15 protein-coding genes are annotated in these 20,762 nt (G+C 67.3%); 5 read left to right on the forward strand and 10 right to left on the reverse strand.

Translation table 11 applies throughout. The annotated features are described in order from the left end of the window. Nucleotides 1–703: 703 nt before the first annotated feature. From qcrB to ctaE, 4 genes are read right to left on the reverse strand one after another with little or no spacing between them, the layout of a single operon-like run. Nucleotides 704–2,356, reverse strand: coding sequence for a cytochrome bc1 complex cytochrome b subunit (qcrB, locus tag FM105_RS06350; RefSeq protein ID WP_087006470.1), 1,653 nt, complete (start codon nt 2,354–2,356; stop codon nt 704–706). Continuing rightward, the gene (gene qcrA / locus FM105_RS06355) at nt 2,353–3,405 is read right to left on the reverse strand and encodes a cytochrome bc1 complex Rieske iron-sulfur subunit (protein WP_087006472.1); all 1,053 of its coding nucleotides are present in this window, start codon (nt 3,403–3,405) and stop codon (nt 2,353–2,355) included. Before qcrA ends, qcrB begins: the two co-directional genes overlap by 4 nt. A gap of 43 nt (nt 3,406–3,448) precedes the next feature. After that, the gene (gene qcrC / locus FM105_RS06360) at nt 3,449–4,234 is read right to left on the reverse strand and encodes a cytochrome bc1 complex diheme cytochrome c subunit (protein WP_087006474.1); all 786 of its coding nucleotides are present in this window, start codon (nt 4,232–4,234) and stop codon (nt 3,449–3,451) included. Nucleotides 4,235–4,280: 46 nt separating this feature from the next. After that, nucleotides 4,281–4,922 (reverse strand): aa3-type cytochrome oxidase subunit III, encoded by a 642-nt coding sequence (gene ctaE / locus FM105_RS06365; RefSeq protein ID WP_444861021.1) that lies wholly within the window; start codon nt 4,920–4,922, stop codon nt 4,281–4,283. A gap of 390 nt (nt 4,923–5,312) precedes the next feature. On the opposite strand from ctaE, the gene trpD reads away from it, so the two are divergent. Beyond that, the gene (gene trpD / locus FM105_RS06370; protein ID WP_087006605.1) at nt 5,313–6,329 is read left to right on the forward strand and encodes an anthranilate phosphoribosyltransferase; all 1,017 of its coding nucleotides are present in this window, start codon (nt 5,313–5,315) and stop codon (nt 6,327–6,329) included. 25 nt (nt 6,330–6,354) lie between these two features. Here trpD and FM105_RS06375 read toward each other — a convergent pair whose 3' ends face one another. The 3 genes from FM105_RS06375 to FM105_RS06385 form a co-directional block, all read right to left on the reverse strand. After that, complete coding sequence (locus tag FM105_RS06375; RefSeq protein WP_087006477.1) at nt 6,355–8,085, reverse strand: DEDD exonuclease domain-containing protein; 1,731 nt, start codon at nt 8,083–8,085, stop codon at nt 6,355–6,357. 72 nt (nt 8,086–8,157) lie between these two features. Then, nucleotides 8,158–8,601, reverse strand: coding sequence for a hypothetical protein (locus FM105_RS06380; RefSeq protein WP_087006479.1), 444 nt, complete (start codon nt 8,599–8,601; stop codon nt 8,158–8,160). Then, nucleotides 8,598–9,407 (reverse strand): alpha/beta hydrolase, encoded by an 810-nt coding sequence (locus FM105_RS06385; RefSeq protein WP_087006481.1) that lies wholly within the window; start codon nt 9,405–9,407, stop codon nt 8,598–8,600. Before FM105_RS06385 ends, FM105_RS06380 begins: the two co-directional genes overlap by 4 nt. Nucleotides 9,408–9,527: 120 nt before the next feature. Here FM105_RS06385 and FM105_RS06390 point away from each other — a divergent pair, with 120 nt between their 5' ends. Beyond that, nucleotides 9,528–10,274 carry a lysophospholipid acyltransferase family protein gene (locus FM105_RS06390; protein WP_087006483.1) on the forward strand — a complete coding sequence of 249 codons (747 nt, stop codon included), beginning with the start codon at nt 9,528–9,530 and terminating at the stop codon, nt 10,272–10,274. Between the two features lie 231 nt (nt 10,275–10,505). Next, nucleotides 10,506–11,057 carry a MerR family transcriptional regulator gene (locus FM105_RS06395; protein WP_218777922.1) on the forward strand — a complete coding sequence of 184 codons (552 nt, stop codon included), beginning with the start codon at nt 10,506–10,508 and terminating at the stop codon, nt 11,055–11,057. Between the two features lie 257 nt (nt 11,058–11,314). Here the strand turns inward: FM105_RS06395 and FM105_RS06400 are convergent, their stop codons facing one another. From FM105_RS06400 to FM105_RS06410, 3 genes are all read right to left on the reverse strand, one after another. Beyond that, nucleotides 11,315–12,394 (reverse strand): ParA family protein, encoded by a 1,080-nt coding sequence (locus FM105_RS06400; RefSeq protein WP_087006489.1) that lies wholly within the window; start codon nt 12,392–12,394, stop codon nt 11,315–11,317. Nucleotides 12,395–12,455: 61 nt separating this feature from the next. After that, complete coding sequence (locus tag FM105_RS06405) at nt 12,456–15,494, reverse strand: AAA family ATPase (RefSeq protein ID WP_087006491.1); 3,039 nt, start codon at nt 15,492–15,494, stop codon at nt 12,456–12,458. A gap of 3 nt (nt 15,495–15,497) precedes the next feature. After that, nucleotides 15,498–16,694, reverse strand: coding sequence for an exonuclease SbcCD subunit D (locus FM105_RS06410; RefSeq protein ID WP_087006492.1), 1,197 nt, complete (start codon nt 16,692–16,694; stop codon nt 15,498–15,500). A 140-nt stretch (nt 16,695–16,834) separates the two neighbouring features. Here FM105_RS06410 and FM105_RS06415 point away from each other — a divergent pair, with 140 nt between their 5' ends. After that, complete coding sequence (locus FM105_RS06415) at nt 16,835–20,245, forward strand: pyruvate carboxylase (RefSeq protein ID WP_087006494.1); 3,411 nt, start codon at nt 16,835–16,837, stop codon at nt 20,243–20,245. Continuing rightward, entirely contained in the window at nt 20,238–20,729 is a 492-nt protein-coding gene (def, locus tag FM105_RS06420; protein ID WP_087006496.1) for a peptide deformylase, read from the forward strand. Before FM105_RS06415 ends, def begins: the two co-directional genes overlap by 8 nt. The last annotated feature ends 33 nt before the right edge of the window (nt 20,730–20,762 follow it).

Below are 20,762 nucleotides of genomic sequence, written 5' to 3' on the forward strand. Positions count from 1 at the left end.
CGTGTGTGCTCAGAATGAGCATTGGCCCGGATACGGATCGTGGGACTTGCGGACACCGTTGCTCCCTGCTGGCGGCCAGCAGCAGCGCTGAGGCACGATCAGGTGGCCTTCAGACCTTCATCTACTGACCCAGATCCTCACCGCTGTGGAGAATCGTTCGGACTTCGGGCCGGGAGGCTGAGGGCAAGAGACGGTGGCCTCAACCGGCCACGGAGTCATCGTCATGAGGACCGGACCACGCAGGAGCTCATCGAAGATTCCGGTGGGGTCGGCGCTTGGCTTGCCTGCAGGGACCTTCACCTGTCCGTGTGAACTCCGGCGGTTGGCTGCGCCCCGGAGCCGGGTCCAGAAGCGAGCGGCGTGCGTGGAGACCGACGAGGGACGGATCCCGGAGCGTCACGGGAGTCGTGAGACATGGAGTGTCACCGGTCTCCTGAGGCAGAATTGTCACCGATGTCCGGAGACATGGCAGACGACCCGCGAGCCACAGCGTTTCATCAGACCGCACGACTTCTTTGCTATGCGCTCTGATGAAAGCTGGTGGCTCGAGTTCTGTCGCGCGTTCTGTGAGGTGCTCGAGGCGTGTTCGCCGCGGGTGTGGAAGGGCGCGTGGGGGAGTAGTGGCACGCAGAAGGGGGTCAGAACAGGTATGGCACCTGTTCTGACCCCCTTCAGCGCAGCGCGCTGAGAGTGCGGTCAGACCTTACTTCTCGAGGCCTGCGCTGTGGTCGCGGTGGTCGTCACCCTCGACCTCACCATGGTGGTCTCCATGGGCGGCGTCGAGCTCAGCCTTGGTCACCGGGGTGACGCGCTCCTCGTAGAAGTACTTCGCCATCGCGGCACGCACTCGCTCGAGACCGGACACCTTGCCCTTGGCTCCAGGCTGCGCCGGGATAGCCGGCGGTGCCTCGAAGGCGGTCAGCTTCCAGCTCTCGTGAGGCGTGAGCGGAATGTGACGCTCCTGGAACTCACCGTGGGGCAGACGGATGATGTGTCCCGACTCGTGTCCGTGCAGAACGAGCTCGCGATCCTTGCGCTGCAGACTGATGCAGATGCGGCGCGTGAGGAAGAAGGCGATGAACGGTCCGACGATGAAGAGCACTCGGAAGATGTAGATCATGTCGTTCAGGGACATGTGGAAGAAGACTGCCACGAGGTCACCCGAAGCGCCCGCCCACATCACCGCGTACCAGACGACCGCTGCGACACCGAGTGCCGTACGGGTCGGCGCATTGCGGGGACGATCGAGGATGTGGTGCTCGCGCCTATCCTTCAGCAGCCACGATTCGATCCACGGCCATATCGCTGCGATGCCCCAGAAGCCCATCATGATGATGATCGCGATATTGATGTTCAGGCTGATGGGGTAGCCGAAGATGTAGAACTCCATCCATCCCGGCATGATGCGGAGGATGCCGTCTGCCCATCCGACGTACCAGTCCGGCTGGGTGCCGGCGGAGACGGGGGAGGGGTCGTACGGGCCGTAGTTCCAGATCGGGTTCGTCGTGAAGAGCGCCGATATGAATGCTATGACCGCGAAGATCATGAAGAAGAACCCGCCGGCCTTCGCCGCGAACGACGGCAGAACCGGCTCGCCCACGACGTTCTTCTCTGTGTGCCCCGGGCCGGCCCAGTGCGTGTGCTTGTGGATCACGAGGAACATCATGTGCACGCCGATGAGTGCGATGAGCACCGCCGGAAGGATCATGATGTGCAGCGAATAGAGTCTCGACACGATGTCGATGCCGGGGAATTCGCCACCGAACAGGAAGAACGAGATGTAGGTGCCGACGAGCGGGATGGACTTCAGGAGGCCATCGATGATCCGCAGACCGTTGCCGGAGAGCAGGTCGTCAGGCAGGGAGTAGCCGGTGAAGCCGGCACCGAGGCCGACCATCGACAGAACGATGCCGATGACCCAGTTGAGCTCACGCGGCTTGCGGAACGCGCCGGTGAAGAAGACGCGCAGCGCGTGGATGGACAGACCCGCCATGAAGAGAAGAGCCGCCCAGTGGTGCATCTGGCGGATGAAGAGACCGCCTCGGACCTCGAACGAGATCTCGAGAGTCGACTGGTACGCCTCGGAGATCGTCACACCGCGCAGCGGTGTCCAAGGACCGTTGTAGATGACTTCGGCCATCGCCGGCTTGAACCAGAACGTGAGGAACGTACCGGTGAGCACGAGGATGACGAAGCTGTACAGCGCCACCTCGCCGAGCATGAACGACCAGTGCGACGGGAAGATCTTGCGACCGAATTCTCGCACGGCCTTCGATGCGCTTGTGCGGTCCTCCGTCCACTGCGCGACGTCTCCGACGATCGCGGTGGCCCTGTTGGTCTGCTGTGTGGTGCTCATGCGTTCGTCTCCCGAGTGTTGATCTCCCAGAAGGTCGGTCCCACAGGTTCCGTGAAGTCAGACTGGGCGACGAGGTAGCCTTCGTCGTCGACTGCGATGGGCAGCTGGGGGAGCGGCCGCTTCGCAGGCCCGAAGATCACCTTGCAGTGGTTCGTGACGTCGAAGGTCGACTGGTGGCACGGGCAGAGCAGATGATGCGTCTGGTGCTCGTACAGCGCGACGGGGCAGCCGACGTGCGTGCACACCTTGGAGTAGGCGACGATTCCATCGACGCCCCAGGACTCGCGGTCCGGATCCGTGTTCAGCTCATTCGGATCGACGCGCATGAGCAGCACGGCTGCCTTGGCCTTCTCGTCGAGCGGGTGGCCGGAGTCGCGGAGGTTCTCCGGGATCACGTGGAACGCAGAGCCGATCGTCACATCAGCGGCCCTGATCGGCATGATGTCACTCTGCTCCGGGATCATCCCGATGTCCTTGCAGAGCCGGACTCCTGGGCCCCAGAGCGTGGTGAAGAGCTTGTCGCCGGGGAGCGGACCCAGGTCGCGGAACACGAGGATCGCGGGCAGCGGCGCGATGGCCACCGCAGCGATGAGCGTGTTCCGGATGAGCGAACGCCGCGCGATGCCGGACTCGTCCTTCGCCTGGTTGAGGATCTCCAGGGCAATGGCCTGGTCCTCTTCTGTCCCGCCGCCCTTGTCGTGGCGGTCCTCGACGATCTCCGCATCGGTGACCAGGGTCTTCGCCCAGAGGATGATGCCGATGCCGATGCCGGCGAGTGCCGCTGTAGCGCCGAGGCCGATGGCCATCGTGTGGATGCGGACCAGCGCTCCAGAATCCCCGACGGGGAACAGGAAGTAGGCCACGATGAACCAGATGGTGCCGATCATCGAGACGATGAACCAAGCTGCGATCTGGCGCTCAGCGAGGCGCTCTGCGGTCGGGCTGCTGTCGGTGATGCGCGGCTTGTGCTCGGGAAGGCCCGGGTTCGCGAACCCGTTCATCTCCGCGAGCTGGCCGCCCTGGCCGCCGCTGCTCTCAATCGAGGTCATTCGCTTCCTCGTCTAGTACTCGTTGCGGATAAAGACTTGATGCTCATTTGGAGCGGGCTGTGAGCCATACCGTGATGCCGATGACGCCTGCCAATCCGAAGAACCAGATGAACAGGCCCTCCGCCACAGGTCCCAGCGAGCCGAGCTTGAAGCCACCCGCGGACGGGGTCTCGGAGACCTCGCGGACGTACGTGATGACGTCCCGCTTCTCTTCGGGGGTCAGGTTCGCGTCATTGAAGATCGGCATGTTCTGCGGCCCGGTCTGCATCGCCTCGTAGAGGTGCTTCTCGGAGACCTCGGAGAGATTGGGCGCGTACTTGCCGCGTGTCAGAGCACCGCCGGAGCCGACGACGTTGTGGCACATCGCGCAGTTCGTGCGGAAGAGGCCACCGCCGGCAGCGGAATCGCCCTCAGCGGTGTTGAGCCATTCCTCATCCGGAACGGCGGGTCCGGGGCCCAGCGAGGCGACGTAGCCCGCCATCGCTGCGATCTCCTCTTCGGAGAACTGAGGCTCCTTCACCTGTGCCTGCGGACCGTGCATCTGCAGCGGCATGCGGCCGGTGCTCACCTGGAAGTCGACAGCGGCAGCGCCGACGCCGATCAGGCTCGGACCGTTCTCGGAACCTTCTGCGTTCATGCCGTGGCAGGTCGCACAGTTCGAGACGAAGAGCTTCTGTCCCTCTTCGACCTGAGCAGTGCTGTATTCCTCGGCATTCGCGGTCGTGTTGCCGGTGAAGAGCGAGTACGCGCCGCCGGTGAGCAGCATGCCCACCAGCAGAAGGACGACGAGGGCCATCGGATGCCGACGGCGAGCGGCGAGTAGCTTCACTGAGAGTCCTTTTCTGATCTGACGTGGTCGCGGGCTGAGGTGCTGATCACTGGATCGCGTAGATGATCAGGAACAGCGCGACCCACACGATGTCCACGAAGTGCCAGTAGTACGAGACGCACGTGGCGAAGGTCGCCTCACGGTGACCGAACCGCTTGGCGCCGTAGGCACGACCGATCACGAACAGGAAGGCGATCAGCCCGCCCAGAACGTGGAGTCCGTGGAATCCGGTGGTGAGGTAGAAGGCCGAGCCGTACCCGTTGGAGTTGATGGCGATGCCGTGCGAGACGAGCGTCGCGTACTCCATGACCTGACCGGCGACGAACACCGATCCCAGGACGAAGGTGAGGAAGAACCACTCGACCATGCCCCAGGACTTGATGTTGAACAGCCCGCCCGTGCGGTACGGCTTGAAGCTGTGCTCGGCCTTCCACACGCCGATCTGGCAGGTGAAGGACGAGGACACGAGGATGAGGGTATTCACCGTCGCGTACGGCACGTCGAGTTTTGCGGTCTCCACCTCCCACATTTCGGGCACGACGGAGCGCAGCGTGAAGTACATGGCGAAGAGCGCGGCGAAGAACATCAGCTCGCTGGCCAGCCAGACAATCATCCCGACGGTTGTCGAGTCTGGCCTGTTCACAGCGGGACGAACTGGCGCTGAGGGAGATGCAGCTACGGTTGACACGCCCCCATTATTACCCGTTTTGCAGGCGGAATTCACCTTGTACACAGGTTGTACGGCCTGCTTCTTCTACAGCGTGTAGCAAGAACCGCATGTTGGCGCGGATCGGAGCCTGTGAGATCGATGGGAAATATGTCGTCGGTGTGGCGCGCCTCTCCGGGTCGGGACGCGGTCGGGCTGCTCCAGGGTCGCTCGTCGGTCCGTCTCCAGCGTGTTCCGGGGAGTGGACCCGCGCGTCGGCGGGCGGTCCCGCGCCGTTACGATGACGGGGTCCACAGATCACTTCGCGAGGAGACCTCCGTGTCCACGACCGCCGCGCCCCATCCCCAGCAACCTGCCGTCGACGGAGCAGTCGACGGCATCACAGGGGTGAGGGAATGGCCGGATCTGCTGATGGGTCTGATGGACGGCAAGCACATGGATGCGGACACCGCCGCGTGGGCGATGGACCAGATCATGGGGGGGAACGTCCCTGATGTGACGATGGCTGCGTTCCTCGTGGCCCATCACGGCAAGGGCGAGACCGTCGATGAGATCTCTGGACTGGTGCGCGCGATGTATGCCCACGCCGTGGACCTTCCAGGACTGTCCGACGCCGTCGACATCGTCGGTACCGGCGGTGACCGTGCGAAGACGGTGAATGTGTCGTCGACCGCGTCCTTCGTGATCGCAGGAACGGGCCAGCGGCTGGTGAAGCACGGCAACCGCGCGACGTCCTCGGCGTCCGGATCGGCAGACGTCCTGGAGGTGCTCGGACTCGCGCTCGACCTCACCCCTGAGCAGTCCGTGGCCCTTGCCCATGAGGTCGGTATGGCGTTCGCCTTCGCGAACGTCTACCACCCGGCGATGCGATTCATCGCGCCTGTGCGGAAGCAGATCGCAGTGCCGTCCGCCTTCAACATCCTCGGCCCTCTCACAAACCCTGCGCGCACGCGCGCGACGGCGATCGGGGTCGCCGACCCTGCGATGGCGCCTCTGGTCGCCGGCGTGCTCGCTGCGCGCGGAGACTCGGCTCTGGTCTTCCGGTCCCGTGACGGACTCGATGAGTTCAGCACGACCGCGGTCACAGACGTCTGGGAGGTGCGGAACGGCGACGTCGTCGAGCAGGCGATCGATGCGCGTGACCTGGGCCTGCCGCGTGCGACCAAGGCTGACTTGCGCGGAGGCGACCCATCGTTCAATGCCGACGTGATGCGCCGCACCCTTGAGGGAGAGCACGGACCCGTGCGCGACATCGTGCTCCTCAATGCTGCGGCAGCGCTCGTCGCGGCATCGTCGGATGTCGACGGTTCGCTGGTCGATCGCCTTGCGGCCTCGTTCGCAGTCTCGAAGGACGCACTGGACTCCGGTGCTGCAGCGGGCAAGCTCGGCGCGATGATCGAAGCGTCCACCCGCCTCGCTGAGGGGTGAGCGCCTGTCCCGGGAATCCGGGCTGTCAGCTGACGGGCCGGACGAGCCGTGTCCAGGCGAAGCGTGCGGCTTCGAAGCCGTGCGCGGGCTGTGACCACGCGCTGCTGCTCCGCACCAGCCGCGTCGTTCCGTTCGAGAGCCAGGAGACCAGAAGATCGGTCTCCTCATCAGTGGTCAGCTGGGTGACCGGGTCGTGAGGCGGAACGAATTCGGCTGACAGCAGGAGTGCGTCGATCGCTGGGTACGGGCTGACTCCTCGATGGCTCGATCCGGCGGCGGCGAGTCGACCGTGGCGGATCACGGCGAGGTCCCAGCCACCGTCCTCCCTCCGTTCGGCGGCGACGATCTCCGTGATCGACCGCAGTGAGGTGCGTGTGCTGAGCCCCGCTGTCGAGTGGAGGAGCCCGCCGACGGAGTCGCGGACCTCTGCCGCCGCCTCGAACCTCTCCTGCGAGGCGAGGTCGGAGATCCGCTGCCGGGCCCCGGCGAGGAACTGCCCTGGATCGCCGTTGAAGAGTGCTCTGAGTCCGGCGAGGGAATGTGCGTATTCGGCAGGGTCCGTCTGTCCCGCGCACGGACCGTGGCAGCGCCCAACCTGGGCTGCGGCGCAGGGTGCGAACCGAGCAGAAGCGGGTGAAGCGGTGCAGGATCTGAGTGGGAAGACCGTTTCGAGCAGCTGCTTGGCGGCGCGAGCGGACGCGGCGGACCGGAAGGGCCCCAGGATGCGGGCCGAGTCGACCCGTTCGCGGGTGAGCGAGCGCACCGCGGAGAGGCGGGGGAAGTCCTCTCGAGTCTCGGTCAGCCAGTGGCGCTTCTCCGGTCGTTTGGATCTCCTGTTGTACGGCGGCTCGAGTTCACCGATCAGCCGCACTTCCCTCACACGCGCTTCGAGCACGGTCGCGCACAGCAGCGGTGAGACTTCCTGCGCTGCGGTGACCATCTCCGTCATCCGACCGCGGGTCTCCGATTCTGTGAAGTACGAGCGCACGCGCGAGTGCATGTTCCCACTGGAGCCGATGTAGAGCACCCTGCGCGATCCGTCGAGGAATGTGTAGACGCCGGGTGCGTGGGGGAGACCGTCCGCGAGATGGGTCTTCTGCCGTCGCCGCGACCAGCCGGTGGTCCGGACCGTCGAGAGGTCTTCGAGCGTCACGATGCCATGCGAGCCGTAGATCTCGAACAGGCCGTGCAGGACGCCGACTGTGGCGCGTGCATCCGACAGCGCCCGGTGATCCGGGTCCGTGTCGGTGCCGAAGAAGGCTGCGAGCGTGGCGAGCTTGTGGTTGCGGACCTCTGTGCGGGGCAGCGCCCTGCGCGCGAGGGTGACTGTGTCGAGGACCTTCGGGGCCGGCCACGTGTAGTCCAGTCGAGTGCAGGCCGCGCGCAGGAAGCCGACGTCGAACGGCGCGTTGTGGGCGACGAGGACAGCGCCCCGCATGAACTCGAGGAAGCTCGGCAGCACGGCTTCGATGCGCGGAGCATCCGCGACCATGCTGTTGGTGATCCCCGTCAGCCGTGCGACGAACGGTGAGATGGCGGAACCGACCGGACGTACGAGCGACTGGAATTCGCCGAGCACGTCGCCGCCGCGGACCCGCACCGCACCGATCTCCGTGATCGCATTGTCAGCCGAGTGCGCCCCGGTGGTCTCGAGGTCGACGACGACGAAGTCGACGTCGTGCAGGGGTGTGCCGAGGTCGGCGAGGGACAGCTGGCCGCCACGGGTGTGCGTGCGGCTGCGATCGAAGGACGGCATGGCGTCCATGGTCGCACGGGGCACGGACACAGGAATCGGCCCGCCCGGATGGGCTCTACGCCCGGCGACGCCTCACACCTCACGACCGTCGGAGAAGGGGTCGCGCCGCTGCGGCAGATGGGTGAAGAGCACGACTGCGGAGCCGACGGTCACCGCGATGGTGACCAGCAGGAGCCATCCCGGCACGGGGCGCAGGAAGATGGCGATGATGAACAGTGCGAAGGCCCCGCCGAGGGCGCCGATGAGCCCGAGGACGAGGGAGGGGGACGTCGTGCGCCACCCGATCGGCTCCGGTTCGGGCGCGATCCATTCCTCGTCGTCGAGTGCTTCGCGCACCTCGTCGGGCGGGATGTCCGGCGCCGGAGAGGTGTGCCAGGTGATGTTGTCCACGAACGACGACCACGTGGAATCATCGACCCGCTCGTCGGCCGGAAGCGACTCCGTCTCCGGAGTGAGGTCGTCGTCCGGGTCTCCCTCGTCGTCGGATCCGCTGCGATCGTTCGGTTCTGAGGTCATGCAGCACCTCCGGCGGACTCCTGCAGCGCTCTGCGGATCTCCCCGGCGATGACGTCCGCGTCGTGGTCGAGGGTCGCCACGTGGCGGCTGCGACGCAGCGCGACCGTGCGCGCGGAACTGCTGAGGCGACTGCGCAGCGTCCTGAAGGAGCGCGGGGAGACGACACCGTCTCGCCCCGACAGGCAGACGGTGACGGGACAGTCGATCATCCAAAGCTCTTCGCGGAGGCCCGCCAGACCGCGGTGCATGCTCGCGACCGCCCGCACTGGGGTCCGATCGTTGGCGCCCTCGATGACTCCGGGCTTCTCGATGTCCCCTCCGATGGAGGGGATCGTTGCGACGAACGGCCACAGGAGCGGCAGCGCAGGAGCGAGGGGCGAGTCGACGTGCAGCGCTGGATTGACTGTGACGATCGCCTCGGGGCGCCTGTCGATGCCGAGTGCCAGCGCGAGCGCCCCTCCCATGGACTGACCGACGACGATGACTCCCGGATGCTCGTCCGCCGCCTCGTCGTACGCTGCGATCGCTGCCTGTCGCCACTGATCCCAGCCCGTCTTCCGGAGCTGCTGCCATGTGCCGCCGTGGCCCGGCAGTCGCGGAATACTCAGTGTCGCGGAGGTGTCCGACAGCGATTCTGCGAGCGGTCGCATCGAGGACGGGCTGCCGGTGAACCCGTGGAGCAGCAGGATCGCCGGCAGCGCAGCGCTCCCGCGCTGATGCCACGCCGAGTGCGGAGAGTCCGGAGGCAGCGAGATCCCGTCATCAGGAGCGGTCTGCGACTGGCGGTGCGTATCGTGCGAGGCCATGGTCTCAGCATCCCACACGAGCCTCGAGTCGGCAGAGGGGTGGACCGGCCGTCCACGCCCATATAGTGGTGGTGAGCCGCTGTCGCATGTCGCAGTCCACCGAACGGAAGCAGGTCGGGAGTGTTCTACTGGTTGCTCAAGCGCATCGTCGTGGGCCCCATCCTGCGCATCCTCTTCCGACCATGGACTCGCGGCCTCCAGCACGTCCCCGCAGACGGCGGGGCGATCATCGCGGCGAATCACCTGTCCTTCATCGATTCCATCTTCGTGCCCATCGCGGTGCCCCGCCCCGTGGTCTATCTGGCGAAGAACGACTACTTCACCAGGCCGGGTGTCCGCGGCCGTGCTCAGCGCTGGTTCTTCCAGCTCACGAATCAGCTTCCAATGGACCGAAGCGGCGGCTCCGGTTCGGAGAACTCGCTCCGTGCCGGACTGGACGTGCTGCAGTCCGGTTCCCTCCTGGGCATCTATCCCGAGGGCACCAGGAGCCCCGACGGCCGACTCCACAGGGGCAGGACGGGTGTCGCACGTCTCGCGATCGCGGCAGGCGTGCCGGTCGTCCCGGCAGCCCTCATCGGCACCGACGCGGTGCAGCCCAAGGGGAAGAACATTCCGCGGATACGCCGCGTGGGCGTGGTCTTCGGTGAGCCGCTGGACTTCTCGCGCTTCGAGGGCCGCTCCGACGACAGGCATGTGCTCCGCGCGGCCACGGACGAGGTGATGTACGAGATCATGCGGCTGTCGGGCCAGGAGTACAGCGACACCTACGCGACGGCGCACACGACGACCCTGCTGACATCGACGCGGACCGCGGAGTCCGCTCAACAGGACGAGAGCCCCCGTGGCACGCCCGCTGACCGGGAGTGACGGACTGTCGGACCCATGTTCGATTACTCCTATAACGGCGACACGCAGAATCGTTACAGCCTGCATGCGTGACCCGCGCCGCCTCGCCCCATACCTTCGTGATGTGCCCACAACCCCGGCGCAGGGGTCGAGAGGTGTAGAATCGTCTGCACCAGCTCACCGCCGCTTGCGCCCCGCTTCCCCCTGGGGTGAAAAGGAGGAGTCGGTGTGAACCGCTCTGAACAGGAATCGATGCAGATGGAGTCATTGCCGCGCGACGCGCAGGGGCTCCTCTTCGACGACGACATCCCGGCCCTCGATGATGAGGCCGGATACCGCGGACCGACGGTCTGCAGCGTCGTCGGCATCACATACCGCCAGCTCGACTACTGGGCACGCACCTCGCTCATCGTCCCGTCGATCAGGGCCGCCACCGGATCCGGATCGCAGCGCCTCTACAGCTTCCGCGACGTACTCGTCGTCAAGATCGTCAAGCGGCTCCTGGACGCCGGCGTCTCGCTCCAGCAGATCCGCGTCGCAGTCAGCCACCTGCAGGGGCAGGGCGTCGAAGACCTCTCCCAGATCACGCTCATGAGCGACGGTTCGTCCGTGTTCGCGTGCACATCGGCCAATGAGGTCATCGACCTCGTGCAGGGCGGCCAAGGTGTCTTCGGCATCGCTGTGGGACACGTCTGGCGCGAAGTGCAGGGCACACTCTCCGAACTTCCGAGCGAACGGCCTGACGATGAGATCGTCGAGGTGGACGAACTCGCCATGCGCAGGGCACAGAAGTCAGCGGGCTGATGGATCACCGTCCGCTCGGCTGAGCTCGAGAGGACACGGAGAATCACAGAACTGAGGGCGCCTGGCCGGGAAGCGGCAGGCGCCCTCAGTCGTGTGCGGAAGCATGTCGCGCCTCGTGGCGATCAGGCCGCTGCGGCGCGTGCCCGCGGTTGTGCCGCCACGCGAGAAGGACCCTCATTCGCCGTCCCTGGGGAGGGCGAATGAGAGTCCTACAGGAGAGGGAGAGCGAGGACCTGTGACGCGGAGGGTCGTGTGGCTCAGTGGCGCGTGCGAGGCCGACGCGGGGCCTCCTCTGCATCCTCCGTGGCAGGGGTGCCTGTGCTGGAAGCGGAATCATCGGTGAAGGGATTCGTGCTGTCCTGCTCTTCGGCACCCGGCGCTGAAGAGTCTGCGGGAATCTGCTCAGACACATCCGTGGTGGGCTGCTGCGCGGCCTGCACGTCATCGGCCTGCACAGCACCCGCCCGCGCTTCGCCGACCGGTGCTTCACCGGCCTGCGCGTCGACTGCCGGCGCATTCGGAACCTGTGCATCGCGGGGATTCCCGCGCGACCGCATGGTCGATGTGCGCAGCCCCCGGTCCAGAAGCGCATCGAAGGAACCGGCGAGCTCACTGGCGGCCTGCCCCGGCCACGAGTGGATCGGACGTGCGGATCCCTGGGCCTGCTGGAGCACCGTCCTCTCCGACAGCGGGGGAGTGAGCAGGAGGGGGCCGAACATCTCCCGCATCTCATCGACGCGGAAGGAGTGCTCACGGGACTTCGTCCTGACGCGGTTCGCGATGATGCCGAGCGGCTGCAGGTCCGGCGCCCCCCGGCGGCGCAGCTCTGCGACTGCGCGGAGTGCACGGTCAGCGGCCGCGACGGAGAAGAGCCCCGGCTCGGTGACGACGGCGACGCGCTGGCTCGCCATCCACGCCGCGCGTGTGAGGCCGTTCATCGAGGGCGGGCAGTCGATGATGACGAGTCGGTAGTCGTCGCTCACAGTCGCGAGCGCGTCCTTGAGCCGGCGGAGGAACCGCTCGGACATCGTGGGGCGGTCGAACTCCGCCGATCGCGGACTGCCGGGGATCACGTCGAGTGCCCCCTTCGCTCCGCCCGACCATCCCGACGGCACGATCGCCTGCGACATGATCTTGGCTTTCGGAGCGGCGAGGACGTCCGCGATGTCGAGCGGTGTGGTCACCGGAACATCGAGGCCAGTGGACGCGTCCGCCTGCGGATCCATGTCCACGACGAGCGTGGGCAGGCCGCGGTTGTGGGCGGCGGAGGCCAGGCCGAGGGCGACCGAAGTCTTCCCGACGCCGCCTTTGAGGCTTGAGACACTGATGACGAGCACGCTATCTACCGTAACCGATCGCGGTCGCATTTCCCGTGGGCAACCCGCCCGACCTGGCGTGTCATTCGTGTGAACCGTCCTGTGGGGACTCGAGGCGGACACTCGCGCCGAGTGCGCTCGGTTCGACCATGATCCGGGTGGTGATCGCCTGCTGGAGTTCCGCGACGTGGGAGATGATGCCGATCGTTCGGCCACCCGTGCGCAGACGGTCCAGCACCGCCAGGACGTCGCTCAGCGCATCCGGGTCCAGTGTGCCGAATCCCTCATCGAGGAACAGGGCATCGAGGTCGATGCCGCCTGCTGCTCCGCGCACCGTGTCGGCCATGCCAAGCGCGAGCGCCAGAGACGCCATGAAGCCCTCGCCCCCTGACAGCGTGCGCGGGTCGCGCGACTCCTCCGTGAAGAGGTCGATGATCTTCAGCCCCAGCCCCGAGCGGCGTTCCCCCCGACGCCGTTCCAGGTCATGGGCGAGGCGATAGCGTCCGGCGGTCATGTCGACCAGCCTGTCTGAGGCGTGTGCGGCAACGTCCTCGAAGAGCGAGGCGAGCGCGAAGGATGACAGCGACATGCGGCTCGCCGCGTCAGAGCTGGTGCCGAGGACGAGCTCTGCGGCGTCGATGTCCCGCAGCAGCTCTTCGACCTGAGCCTCATTCTCCGCGCGGTCGGCTGCGGCCTGCGAGTAGGCATCGTGGGCGCGCACCGCTGCGGCCCGTACGACCGCTGCGCGCTGCGCCGCCGCATGGGAGCGCGCCTGCAGGGATTCTGCGTGTGCCGCGGTGCGCGCAGAGGATTCGGCGAGCTCCGCATCCTGAGCTGAGTCGGTCAGTGCACGACGGATGACATCGGATTCCCTGCGCAGAGCGAGCCGGGAGGCGCGGGACCGCTGCTCCTCGACCTGCGCCTCCAGGCGGTCCAGGGGGAGGGCCGCGGCCGCTTCGAGTGCTTCGACGTCTGCGAACGGAGAGTCCCGGAGTGCATCGAGGAGCTCTTCTCTGCGCACGCGAGCATCACGGCGAGCCGCTTCAGCCGTCTGCCGTACGCTCACCCACGCGGTGCGTGCACGATCGAATCCCTCCAGCGCCTTCCGCATTCTGTCTGCTGCGCGGAGATCGACAGGATGCTCGAGGCCGATCCGCTGCCATGCGACAGGCGATGCTGTCGTGTCTGCGTCGGAGACCTCTTCCAGCCTGCTGCGTGCTTCCGCATGTGCTGTCGCTGCGAGACGGCTGGTCGTCTCTGCCGTGGTCAGCGCGGTCTGGGCCTCGTCGATCCGGAGCTTCAGCGCGCGCAGTCCGTCCGCCGCCTGCGCGAGTTCGGTCTTCAGCCGTGCGCGGTCCGTCGCGGCGTCCTCCGCGGCGGCCAAGCGTGACGCGAGGATGTCCTCGTCGATCCCCTCTGCCTCAGTGCGGGTCCGTTCGAGTGCCGATTCCGCTGCCGCGAGCGAGGCCCGCGCTGCGGCATGGGCGGATCGTGCCGCTGTGTCCGCGGCTTCGTCGCGCGCCTCATCATCAGACGTGGGACCCCCGTCGGCCGGCACGGCGGGGTCAGGGTGGTCGCAGGATCCGCAGACCGGGCACGGCTGGTCGGCCTGCAGGAGCCCCGCGAGGGTCCCGGCACTGTCCCTGCGCATGGCACGACGGGTCGCTGTGAGGGCATGGGCCGTCTGCTCCGCGCGCTGCATCGTGCTGAGGCCGTGTTCGTGCGCCGCATCGCGCTGGGCGAGGGCGGTGCGCACAGCGGCGGCCAGGCGCTCCTGTTCGCGGAGCCGATCCCGCGATGATGCCGTCTCCTCGAGCGCGTCATGGCTGCTCCGCAGATCCTCTGCGCGGGTCCGGAGCTCGTCCTCATCCTTCCGCAGCGCTGAGAGGAGGGCCTTCGCGCCGTCGAGCTCCGTCGCAGCAGTCGCTGCGGCTGAGCCGGTGACGGCACTGCGTTCCTCGAGCTGCGCATGTCGGCGCAGCCGGTCCTCCGTGCGCTCGAGATGAGCCCGGGCCGTCGCGATCTCGGAGTCTGTCAGGTCCTCGAGGCGGACACGCGCATCCGTCGGCAGCGCAGTGACCGCGGAGCGCTCCGCGCGCTGTGCTGCGGTTTCCATGCGTTCGGCTTCGGTTCCTGCACGTCGCACTGCGGTCAGGTGAGTCCCGAGTGCCTGTCCCGCACGTGCGCGCTCCAGCTCTCTGCGCAGGGATTCGCGTTCGCCGGACTCCTCGTTCCACGCGGCCTCGTCCTGGAGCAGGGCTGAGAGTGCCGCGCGATCCTCAGCACGCTGCCTCCAGGACTGGGCCGTGTCCGTCGCGCTCGCAGCCAGTCGGTCTGCGAGCTGTGCGGTGAGGTCGGCGGATTCCGCGCGCTCGTCGGCGATGACCGCTGCCGCGCCCAGGAACGCGAGGGCGTCGATCACGCCGGGGGCCGCATCGGGAACGACCAGAGCCTCCCAGGAGGATTCCGCGGCGGCTTCGACCGCGAACCGTCGACGCTGGGATTCCTGCTCCGTGGTGCGTCGCGCGTCCGTCGCCCGATCGGCGAGCACGCGTTCCACCGCCTGGAAGTGCTCCGTGGCGAACAGCTTCTCGAGGATCGCTTCGCGTTCGGCCGGGTCCGCGTGGAGGAAGGCGGCGAAATCACCCTGCGGCAGGACCACCAGCTTGGTGAATTGGGCCGCGTTCAGGCCGAGGATGCCGTCCAGGAACGACTGCGTCTCCTGCGCAGTGCGGGAGATGCCGGCCCATTCGCCCTCGACCCATTCCGCCAGCGCGACGGTGTGCTGCTGGGTCGTCATCCCCGACCCGCGCTTGCGCGGGCGCAGGTGCTGCGGGACCCGCTCGATGCGGAAGCGGCGGCCGCCCGCGCTGAAGACGAGTTCGACGCGCGTCGGGTCGTGGGGTGCGGCGAGGTGGGACCGCAGGTCCGATGCGGAACCACGCGGGCCGGGGACCGTATTGAAGAGAGCGAAGCAGAGCGCGTCGAGGATGCTCGTCTTGCCGGCGCCCGTGGGGCCGGAGATGAGGAACAGTCCATCGTGGGACACCGCGTCGAAATCGATCGTCTGCCTGTCTCGGAAGGGGCCGAAGCCCTCGATGACCAGCTGGTGGGGGCGCATCCGTCACACCGACCCTTCCGCGGGACCTGCCGCCGCGTGGACCCGGGCCAGCGCGTCGGCGAACCGCCTGCGGATCTGAGGCGGTGGCGGACCCCCGCGCTGCGCACGGTGGAAGTCCGCGAAGACCTCTTCGTCCGTGCGGACGACCGCGGTGGAGGCGGATCCCGCTGCCGAGGTCCCGGTCGGCTCGTCGAGTCGGGTCCACGACATCCTGATGAATCCCGGGAACGCGGCCCGCAGCCGGTCGACCGCCCCGGGGATGCGCTGTGGGTCGGTGAGCTCTGCGGCGATGAGCGCCTCCTCGTGGTCCGCAGACTGCGACACGACGTCGTGGAGTGTGCCGCGCAGCGTGCGCACGGGCCGGAATTCGGGGACCGGGTGCGACGTGATCAGGGGCTTCCCGATCGCGCCCGAGTCGCTGAACTCGACTTCGACGACCTCCTTAGAGAAGCGGGCCTCGCCGAAGGAGAACGGCAGGGGAGAACCGCTGTACCGGACGTGGTCCGAGATCTCCTGCGGCCGGTGGAGATGGCCCAGCGCCGCATAGTCCGCGTCGTCGAAGACGGACGCGGGGGTGACACCGACATCGCCCAGAGACACATCGCGCTCGGATTCGCTCGACGTCGACCCCGCGACGAAGGCGTGGGCCAGGACGACGAGTCGGTCATCGGGGGAGTGGGAGTCCCTGCGCGCCCGGATGCGCTCCATCGCCGTGCTCAGAACAGCCGCGTGCGTGCGGCGTGCCGCGTCCATGCGCTCCCAGACGAGCGAGGGCTCGAGGTAGGGGATCCCGTGGATCGAGACCCCCGGGGTCGGATCCGCGTTCGGGAGCAGTGCTCCGTCGAACCCGATCCGCACCGGCCGCCGGATGTCCGACAGGTGGGTGCGGAGGTGCACCCCGGCGCGTTCGAGGTGGTGCCGATTGAGCCCCAGCCGGACGAACGAGTCGTGATTCCCGCTCGATGCGACCACCCGTGCACCCCGGTCCAGGAGCCCTGCGATCCCGTGCTCCCAGAGCCCCAGCGCGTCCGGGTGCGGGATCGCACGGTCGTAGACGTCCCCGGCGATGGCGATGACGTCGATGTCGCGTTCGTCGACGAGCGCGTGCAGCCAGTCGAGGAATGCGCGGTGCTCGTCCGTGAGGTCGACGCCGTGCAGCCGTCTGCCCAGGTGCCAGTCGGAGGTGTGGAGGATCCGCATGCGCTTCACAGTAGCCAACGCCACGGACACGGGCGTGCCCCTGCCCGTGCACCCCCTGAAGGCTGTGTCCTCGACCACTTGTACAGTGGGGCTGTTCCGCAGGACGCGTCGTGAACCGGCGCCGGAAGAAACGAGTTCGAATGTTCCGAAAGGTGCTTGTCGCCAACCGTGGCGAGATCGCCGTCCGTGCTTTCCGCGCTGCTTACGAGCTCGGCGCGGAGACCGTGGCCGTGTTCCCCTACGAGGATCGCAACTCCGAGCATCGGCTGAAGGCCGATGAGGCGTACCAGATCGGAGAGGAGGGGCACCCGGTCCGGGCCTACCTCGATGTCTCCGAGATCATGCGCGTGGCGAAGGAATCGGGAGCCGACGCCGTCTACCCGGGCTATGGCTTCCTCTCCGAGAACCCAGATCTGGCCCGCGCGTGCGAAGAGGCCGGGATCACCTTCGTGGGCCCTCGCGCTGACGTGCTCGAGATGGCCGGCAACAAGGTCCATGCACTGGAGGCGGCGCGTCGAGCGGGCGTTCCGACCCTCGACTCGACCTCGCCGTCGGCAGACATCGACGAACTGCTCGAGCAGGCCGCGGACATGGAGTACCCCCTGTTCGTCAAGGCCGTGGCAGGCGGCGGCGGGCGCGGTATGCGCCGCGTCGACTCCCACGACGGACTGCTCGAGGCGCTCAAGGCGGCGATGCGAGAGGCGGAGGGCGCCTTCGGCGACCCGACCGTCTTCATCGAGCAGGCGGTGCAGCGTCCGCGCCACATCGAGGTCCAGGTGCTGGCCGACAACGACTCGAACGCGATCCACCTCTTCGAGCGCGACTGCTCCATCCAGCGCCGTCATCAGAAGGTCGTGGAGATCGCACCCGCGCCCAACCTGGACCCGGCGGTGGCGGATGCGCTGCGGAGCGACGCGCTCCAGTTCGCACGTGAGATCGACTACCAGAACGCGGGCACCGTGGAGTTCCTCCTCGAGACCGCGGGTCCGCGCGCCGGCAAGCACGCTTTCATCGAGATGAACCCCCGCATCCAGGTCGAGCACACGGTGACGGAGGAGATCACGGACATCGATCTCGTCCAGTCCCAGATGCTCGTGGCAGCGGGCGGCACACTGGACGAACTGGGACTCTCCCAGGACATGATCCAGATCAAGGGCGCGGCGCTGCAGTGCCGCATCACGACGGAGGATCCCACCAACTCCTTCCGCCCCGACACCGGAGTGATCACCGCCTACCGGTCCGCCGGCGGCGCGGGTGTGCGGCTGGACGGCGGCACCGCGTACGCGGGTGCCGAGGTCTCCGCGCACTTCGACTCCATGCTCGTGAAGTGCACCACCCGCGGCCGCAGCTTCGAACAGGCGGTCGATCGTGCACGTCGTGCGCTCGCGGAGTTCCGCATCCGCGGCGTCGCCTCGAACATCGGCTTCCTGCGCGCAGTCCTCGCAGAGAAGAAGTTCCGCGACGGCGACCTCGCGACGTCCTTCATCGACGATCATCCCCACCTCCTCGAGGCCCGCGTGGGCGCGGACCGCGGCTCGAAGATCCTCGAGTTCCTGGCCGATGTGACGGTCAACCGCCCCAACGGTGAGGCCCCGGTCTCCCTCGACCCCATCGACAAGCTGCCCGCCCTGCCGGAATCGCTCGCCGGAGCGACCGCGCCGGCAGGCTCCCGGCAGAAGCTCCAGGAGCTGGGTCCCGAAGGCTGGGCCAGGGCACTGCGCGAGCAGACCGCGCTGGCGGTCACGGACACGACGTTCCGCGACGCGCACCAGTCACTGCTCGCCACCCGCGTGAGGACGAAGGACCTCGTCACTCCGGCGGAGTACGTCTCGAAGATGACCCCGGAGCTCCTGAGCATCGAGGCCTGGGGCGGAGCCACGTACGACGTCGCACTGCGCTTCCTCGCGGAGGATCCGTGGGAGCGTCTTGCGAAGCTGCGTGCGGCGGTGCCGAACATCAATCTCCAGATGCTGCTGCGCGGCCGCAACACCGTGGGGTACACGCCGTACCCCACTGAGGTCACGGACGCCTTCGTCGCCGAAGCGGCGGACGTGGGCGTGGATGTGTTCCGCATCTTCGACGCGCTCAACGACGTGTCGCAGATGCGTCCGGCGATCGACGCGGTCCGCGCCACCGGGACGACAGTCGCCGAGGTCGCGCTCTGCTACACGTCCGACCTCTCCAATCCGAACGAGTCGCTCTACACCCTCGACTACTACCTGCGACTCGCAGAGCAGATCGTCGAAGCCGGAGCACACGTCCTGGCTGTGAAGGACATGGCAGGACTGCTGCGCCCGGCCGCGGCCACCACACTCGTCACCGCACTGCGTGAGAACTTCGACCTCCCCGTGCACGTCCACACCCACGACACCGCCGGCGGACAGCTCGCGACTCTGCTCGCCGCATCCGCTGCGGGTGCGGATGCCGTCGACGCAGCCAGCGCCGCGATGTCCGGGACCACGAGCCAGCCGTCCATGTCGGCACTCGTGGCGTCTCTGGAGAACACGGAGCGCGACACGGGCCTCAGCCTCAGCGCCGTCGGAGACCTGGAGCCCTTCTGGGAAGCTGTGCGCAACGTCTACAAGCCGTTCGAGTCCGGGCTCCCGGGTCCGACCGGGCGCGTGTACCGCCACGAGATCCCCGGCGGGCAGCTCTCCAACCTCCGTCAGCAGGCCGTCGCTCTGGGCCTGGGGGAGAAGTTCGAGGAGATCGAGGCGATGTACGAGGCCGCGGACCGGATCCTCGGCCACCTCGTCAAGGTCACCCCGTCGTCCAAGGTCGTCGGGGACCTCGCCCTCCACCTCGTGGCGGTCGGCGCGGATCCGGATGAGTTCGAGCAGAACCCGCAGAAGTTCGACGTGCCGGATTCGGTCATCGGCTTCCTCAACGGGGATCTGGGCGACCCTCCGGGCGGCTGGCCCGAGCCCTTCCGGAGCAAGGCGCTCGAAGGACGCACGCACAAGGCTCCTGCCGCGGACCTCGAGGCCGACGACTCTGCGCTCCTGAACGAGTCGGGCACGACGCGCCAGGACACGCTCAACAGGCTGCTGTTCCCGCAGCCCCACAAGGAGTTCGGCCGGATGCGCGATCAGTACGGCGATCTCTCCGTGCTGGAGACGTCGCTGTACCTCTACGGACTCGAGGAGGGCTCGGAGTACAGCGTCGTCATCGACAAGGGCAAGGCGCTCCTGGTCGGCATCCAGGCGGTCGGACCCGCCGATGAGCGCGGCATGCGGACGATCATGTGCACCCTGAACGGTCAGCTGCGTCCGATCTCCGTCCGTGATCGCAGTGTCGATGTGGATGTCGCCGCCGCAGAGAAGGCCGACCCGGACAACCAGGGTCACGTCGCCAGCCCGTTCGCCGGCGTCGTCACCCTCCAGGTCGAGACGGGTGACACGGTGAAGGCAGGCCAGACGGTTGCCACGATCGAGGCCATGAAGATGGAGGCTTCCATCACCTCGCATGTGGACGGAACCGTGTCCCGACTGGCGATCGGACCGGTCCAGCAGCTCGAGGGCGGCGACCTCGTCGTCGTGATCGATGGCTGACCGTCCTATCCGGCACTACGGCGATCCGGTCCTGCGCACGGTGTGCGCGCCGGTCACCTCGTTCGACGACTCGCTGCGCGTGCTCGTCCGGGATCTCGCAGACACTGCGGCTCCGGACGGGCGCGCGGCGGTCGCCGCTCCGCAGATCGGGGTGGACAGGCGCATCTTCGCCTTCCACCTCGACGACAGGGTGGGACACGTCGTGAACCCGGTCGTCGTCCAGACCGGCGGGGAGCAGCGCGACATCGATGAGGGCTGCCTGTCCGTGCCGGGTCTCTGGTTCCCCACTCCGCGGTGGGAGTTCGCCGTCGTCGAAGGATTCGACGTCGACGGCGAGCCGATCCGCGTCGAGGGCGAAGGAGTCTTCGCGCAGATGCTGCAGCACGAGACCGACCACCTCGATGGAACCGTCTACATCGAGACCCTCCCCAAGGAGCGGAAGCGGGAAGCACTGGCGGCAGTCCGCCGGGCGGACTGGTTCTGACTCCCTGACACCGAGGGCCCCACAGAGGGCGCT

Source organism: Brevibacterium yomogidense (genome assembly GCF_900163715.1).
GTDB classification, from domain to species: Bacteria; Actinomycetota; Actinomycetes; order Actinomycetales; family Brevibacteriaceae; genus Brevibacterium; species Brevibacterium yomogidense_A.

Bases quoted from the DNA above. Each gene is read 5' to 3' on its own strand.
- qcrB (WP_087006470.1), bottom strand. From the start codon at position 2,356: ATGAGCACCACACAGCAGACCAACAGGGCCACCGCGATCGTCGGAGAC.
- qcrA (WP_087006472.1), bottom strand. From the start codon at position 3,405: ATGACCTCGATTGAGAGCAGCGGCGGCCAGGGCGGCCAGCTCGCGGAG.
- trpD (WP_087006605.1), top strand. From the start codon at position 5,313: ATGGGTCTGATGGACGGCAAGCACATGGATGCGGACACCGCCGCGTGG.
- FM105_RS06375 (WP_087006477.1), bottom strand. From the start codon at position 8,085: ATGCCGTCCTTCGATCGCAGCCGCACGCACACCCGTGGCGGCCAGCTG.
- FM105_RS06380 (WP_087006479.1), bottom strand. From the start codon at position 8,601: ATGACCTCAGAACCGAACGATCGCAGCGGATCCGACGACGAGGGAGAC.
- FM105_RS06385 (WP_087006481.1), bottom strand. From the start codon at position 9,407: ATGGCCTCGCACGATACGCACCGCCAGTCGCAGACCGCTCCTGATGAC.
- FM105_RS06395 (WP_218777922.1), top strand. From the start codon at position 10,506: ATGCAGATGGAGTCATTGCCGCGCGACGCGCAGGGGCTCCTCTTCGAC.
- FM105_RS06405 (WP_087006491.1), bottom strand. From the start codon at position 15,494: ATGCGCCCCCACCAGCTGGTCATCGAGGGCTTCGGCCCCTTCCGAGAC.
- FM105_RS06410 (WP_087006492.1), bottom strand. From the start codon at position 16,694: ATGCGGATCCTCCACACCTCCGACTGGCACCTGGGCAGACGGCTGCAC.
- FM105_RS06415 (WP_087006494.1), top strand. From the start codon at position 16,835: ATGTTCCGAAAGGTGCTTGTCGCCAACCGTGGCGAGATCGCCGTCCGT.
- def (WP_087006496.1), top strand. From the start codon at position 20,238: ATGGCTGACCGTCCTATCCGGCACTACGGCGATCCGGTCCTGCGCACG.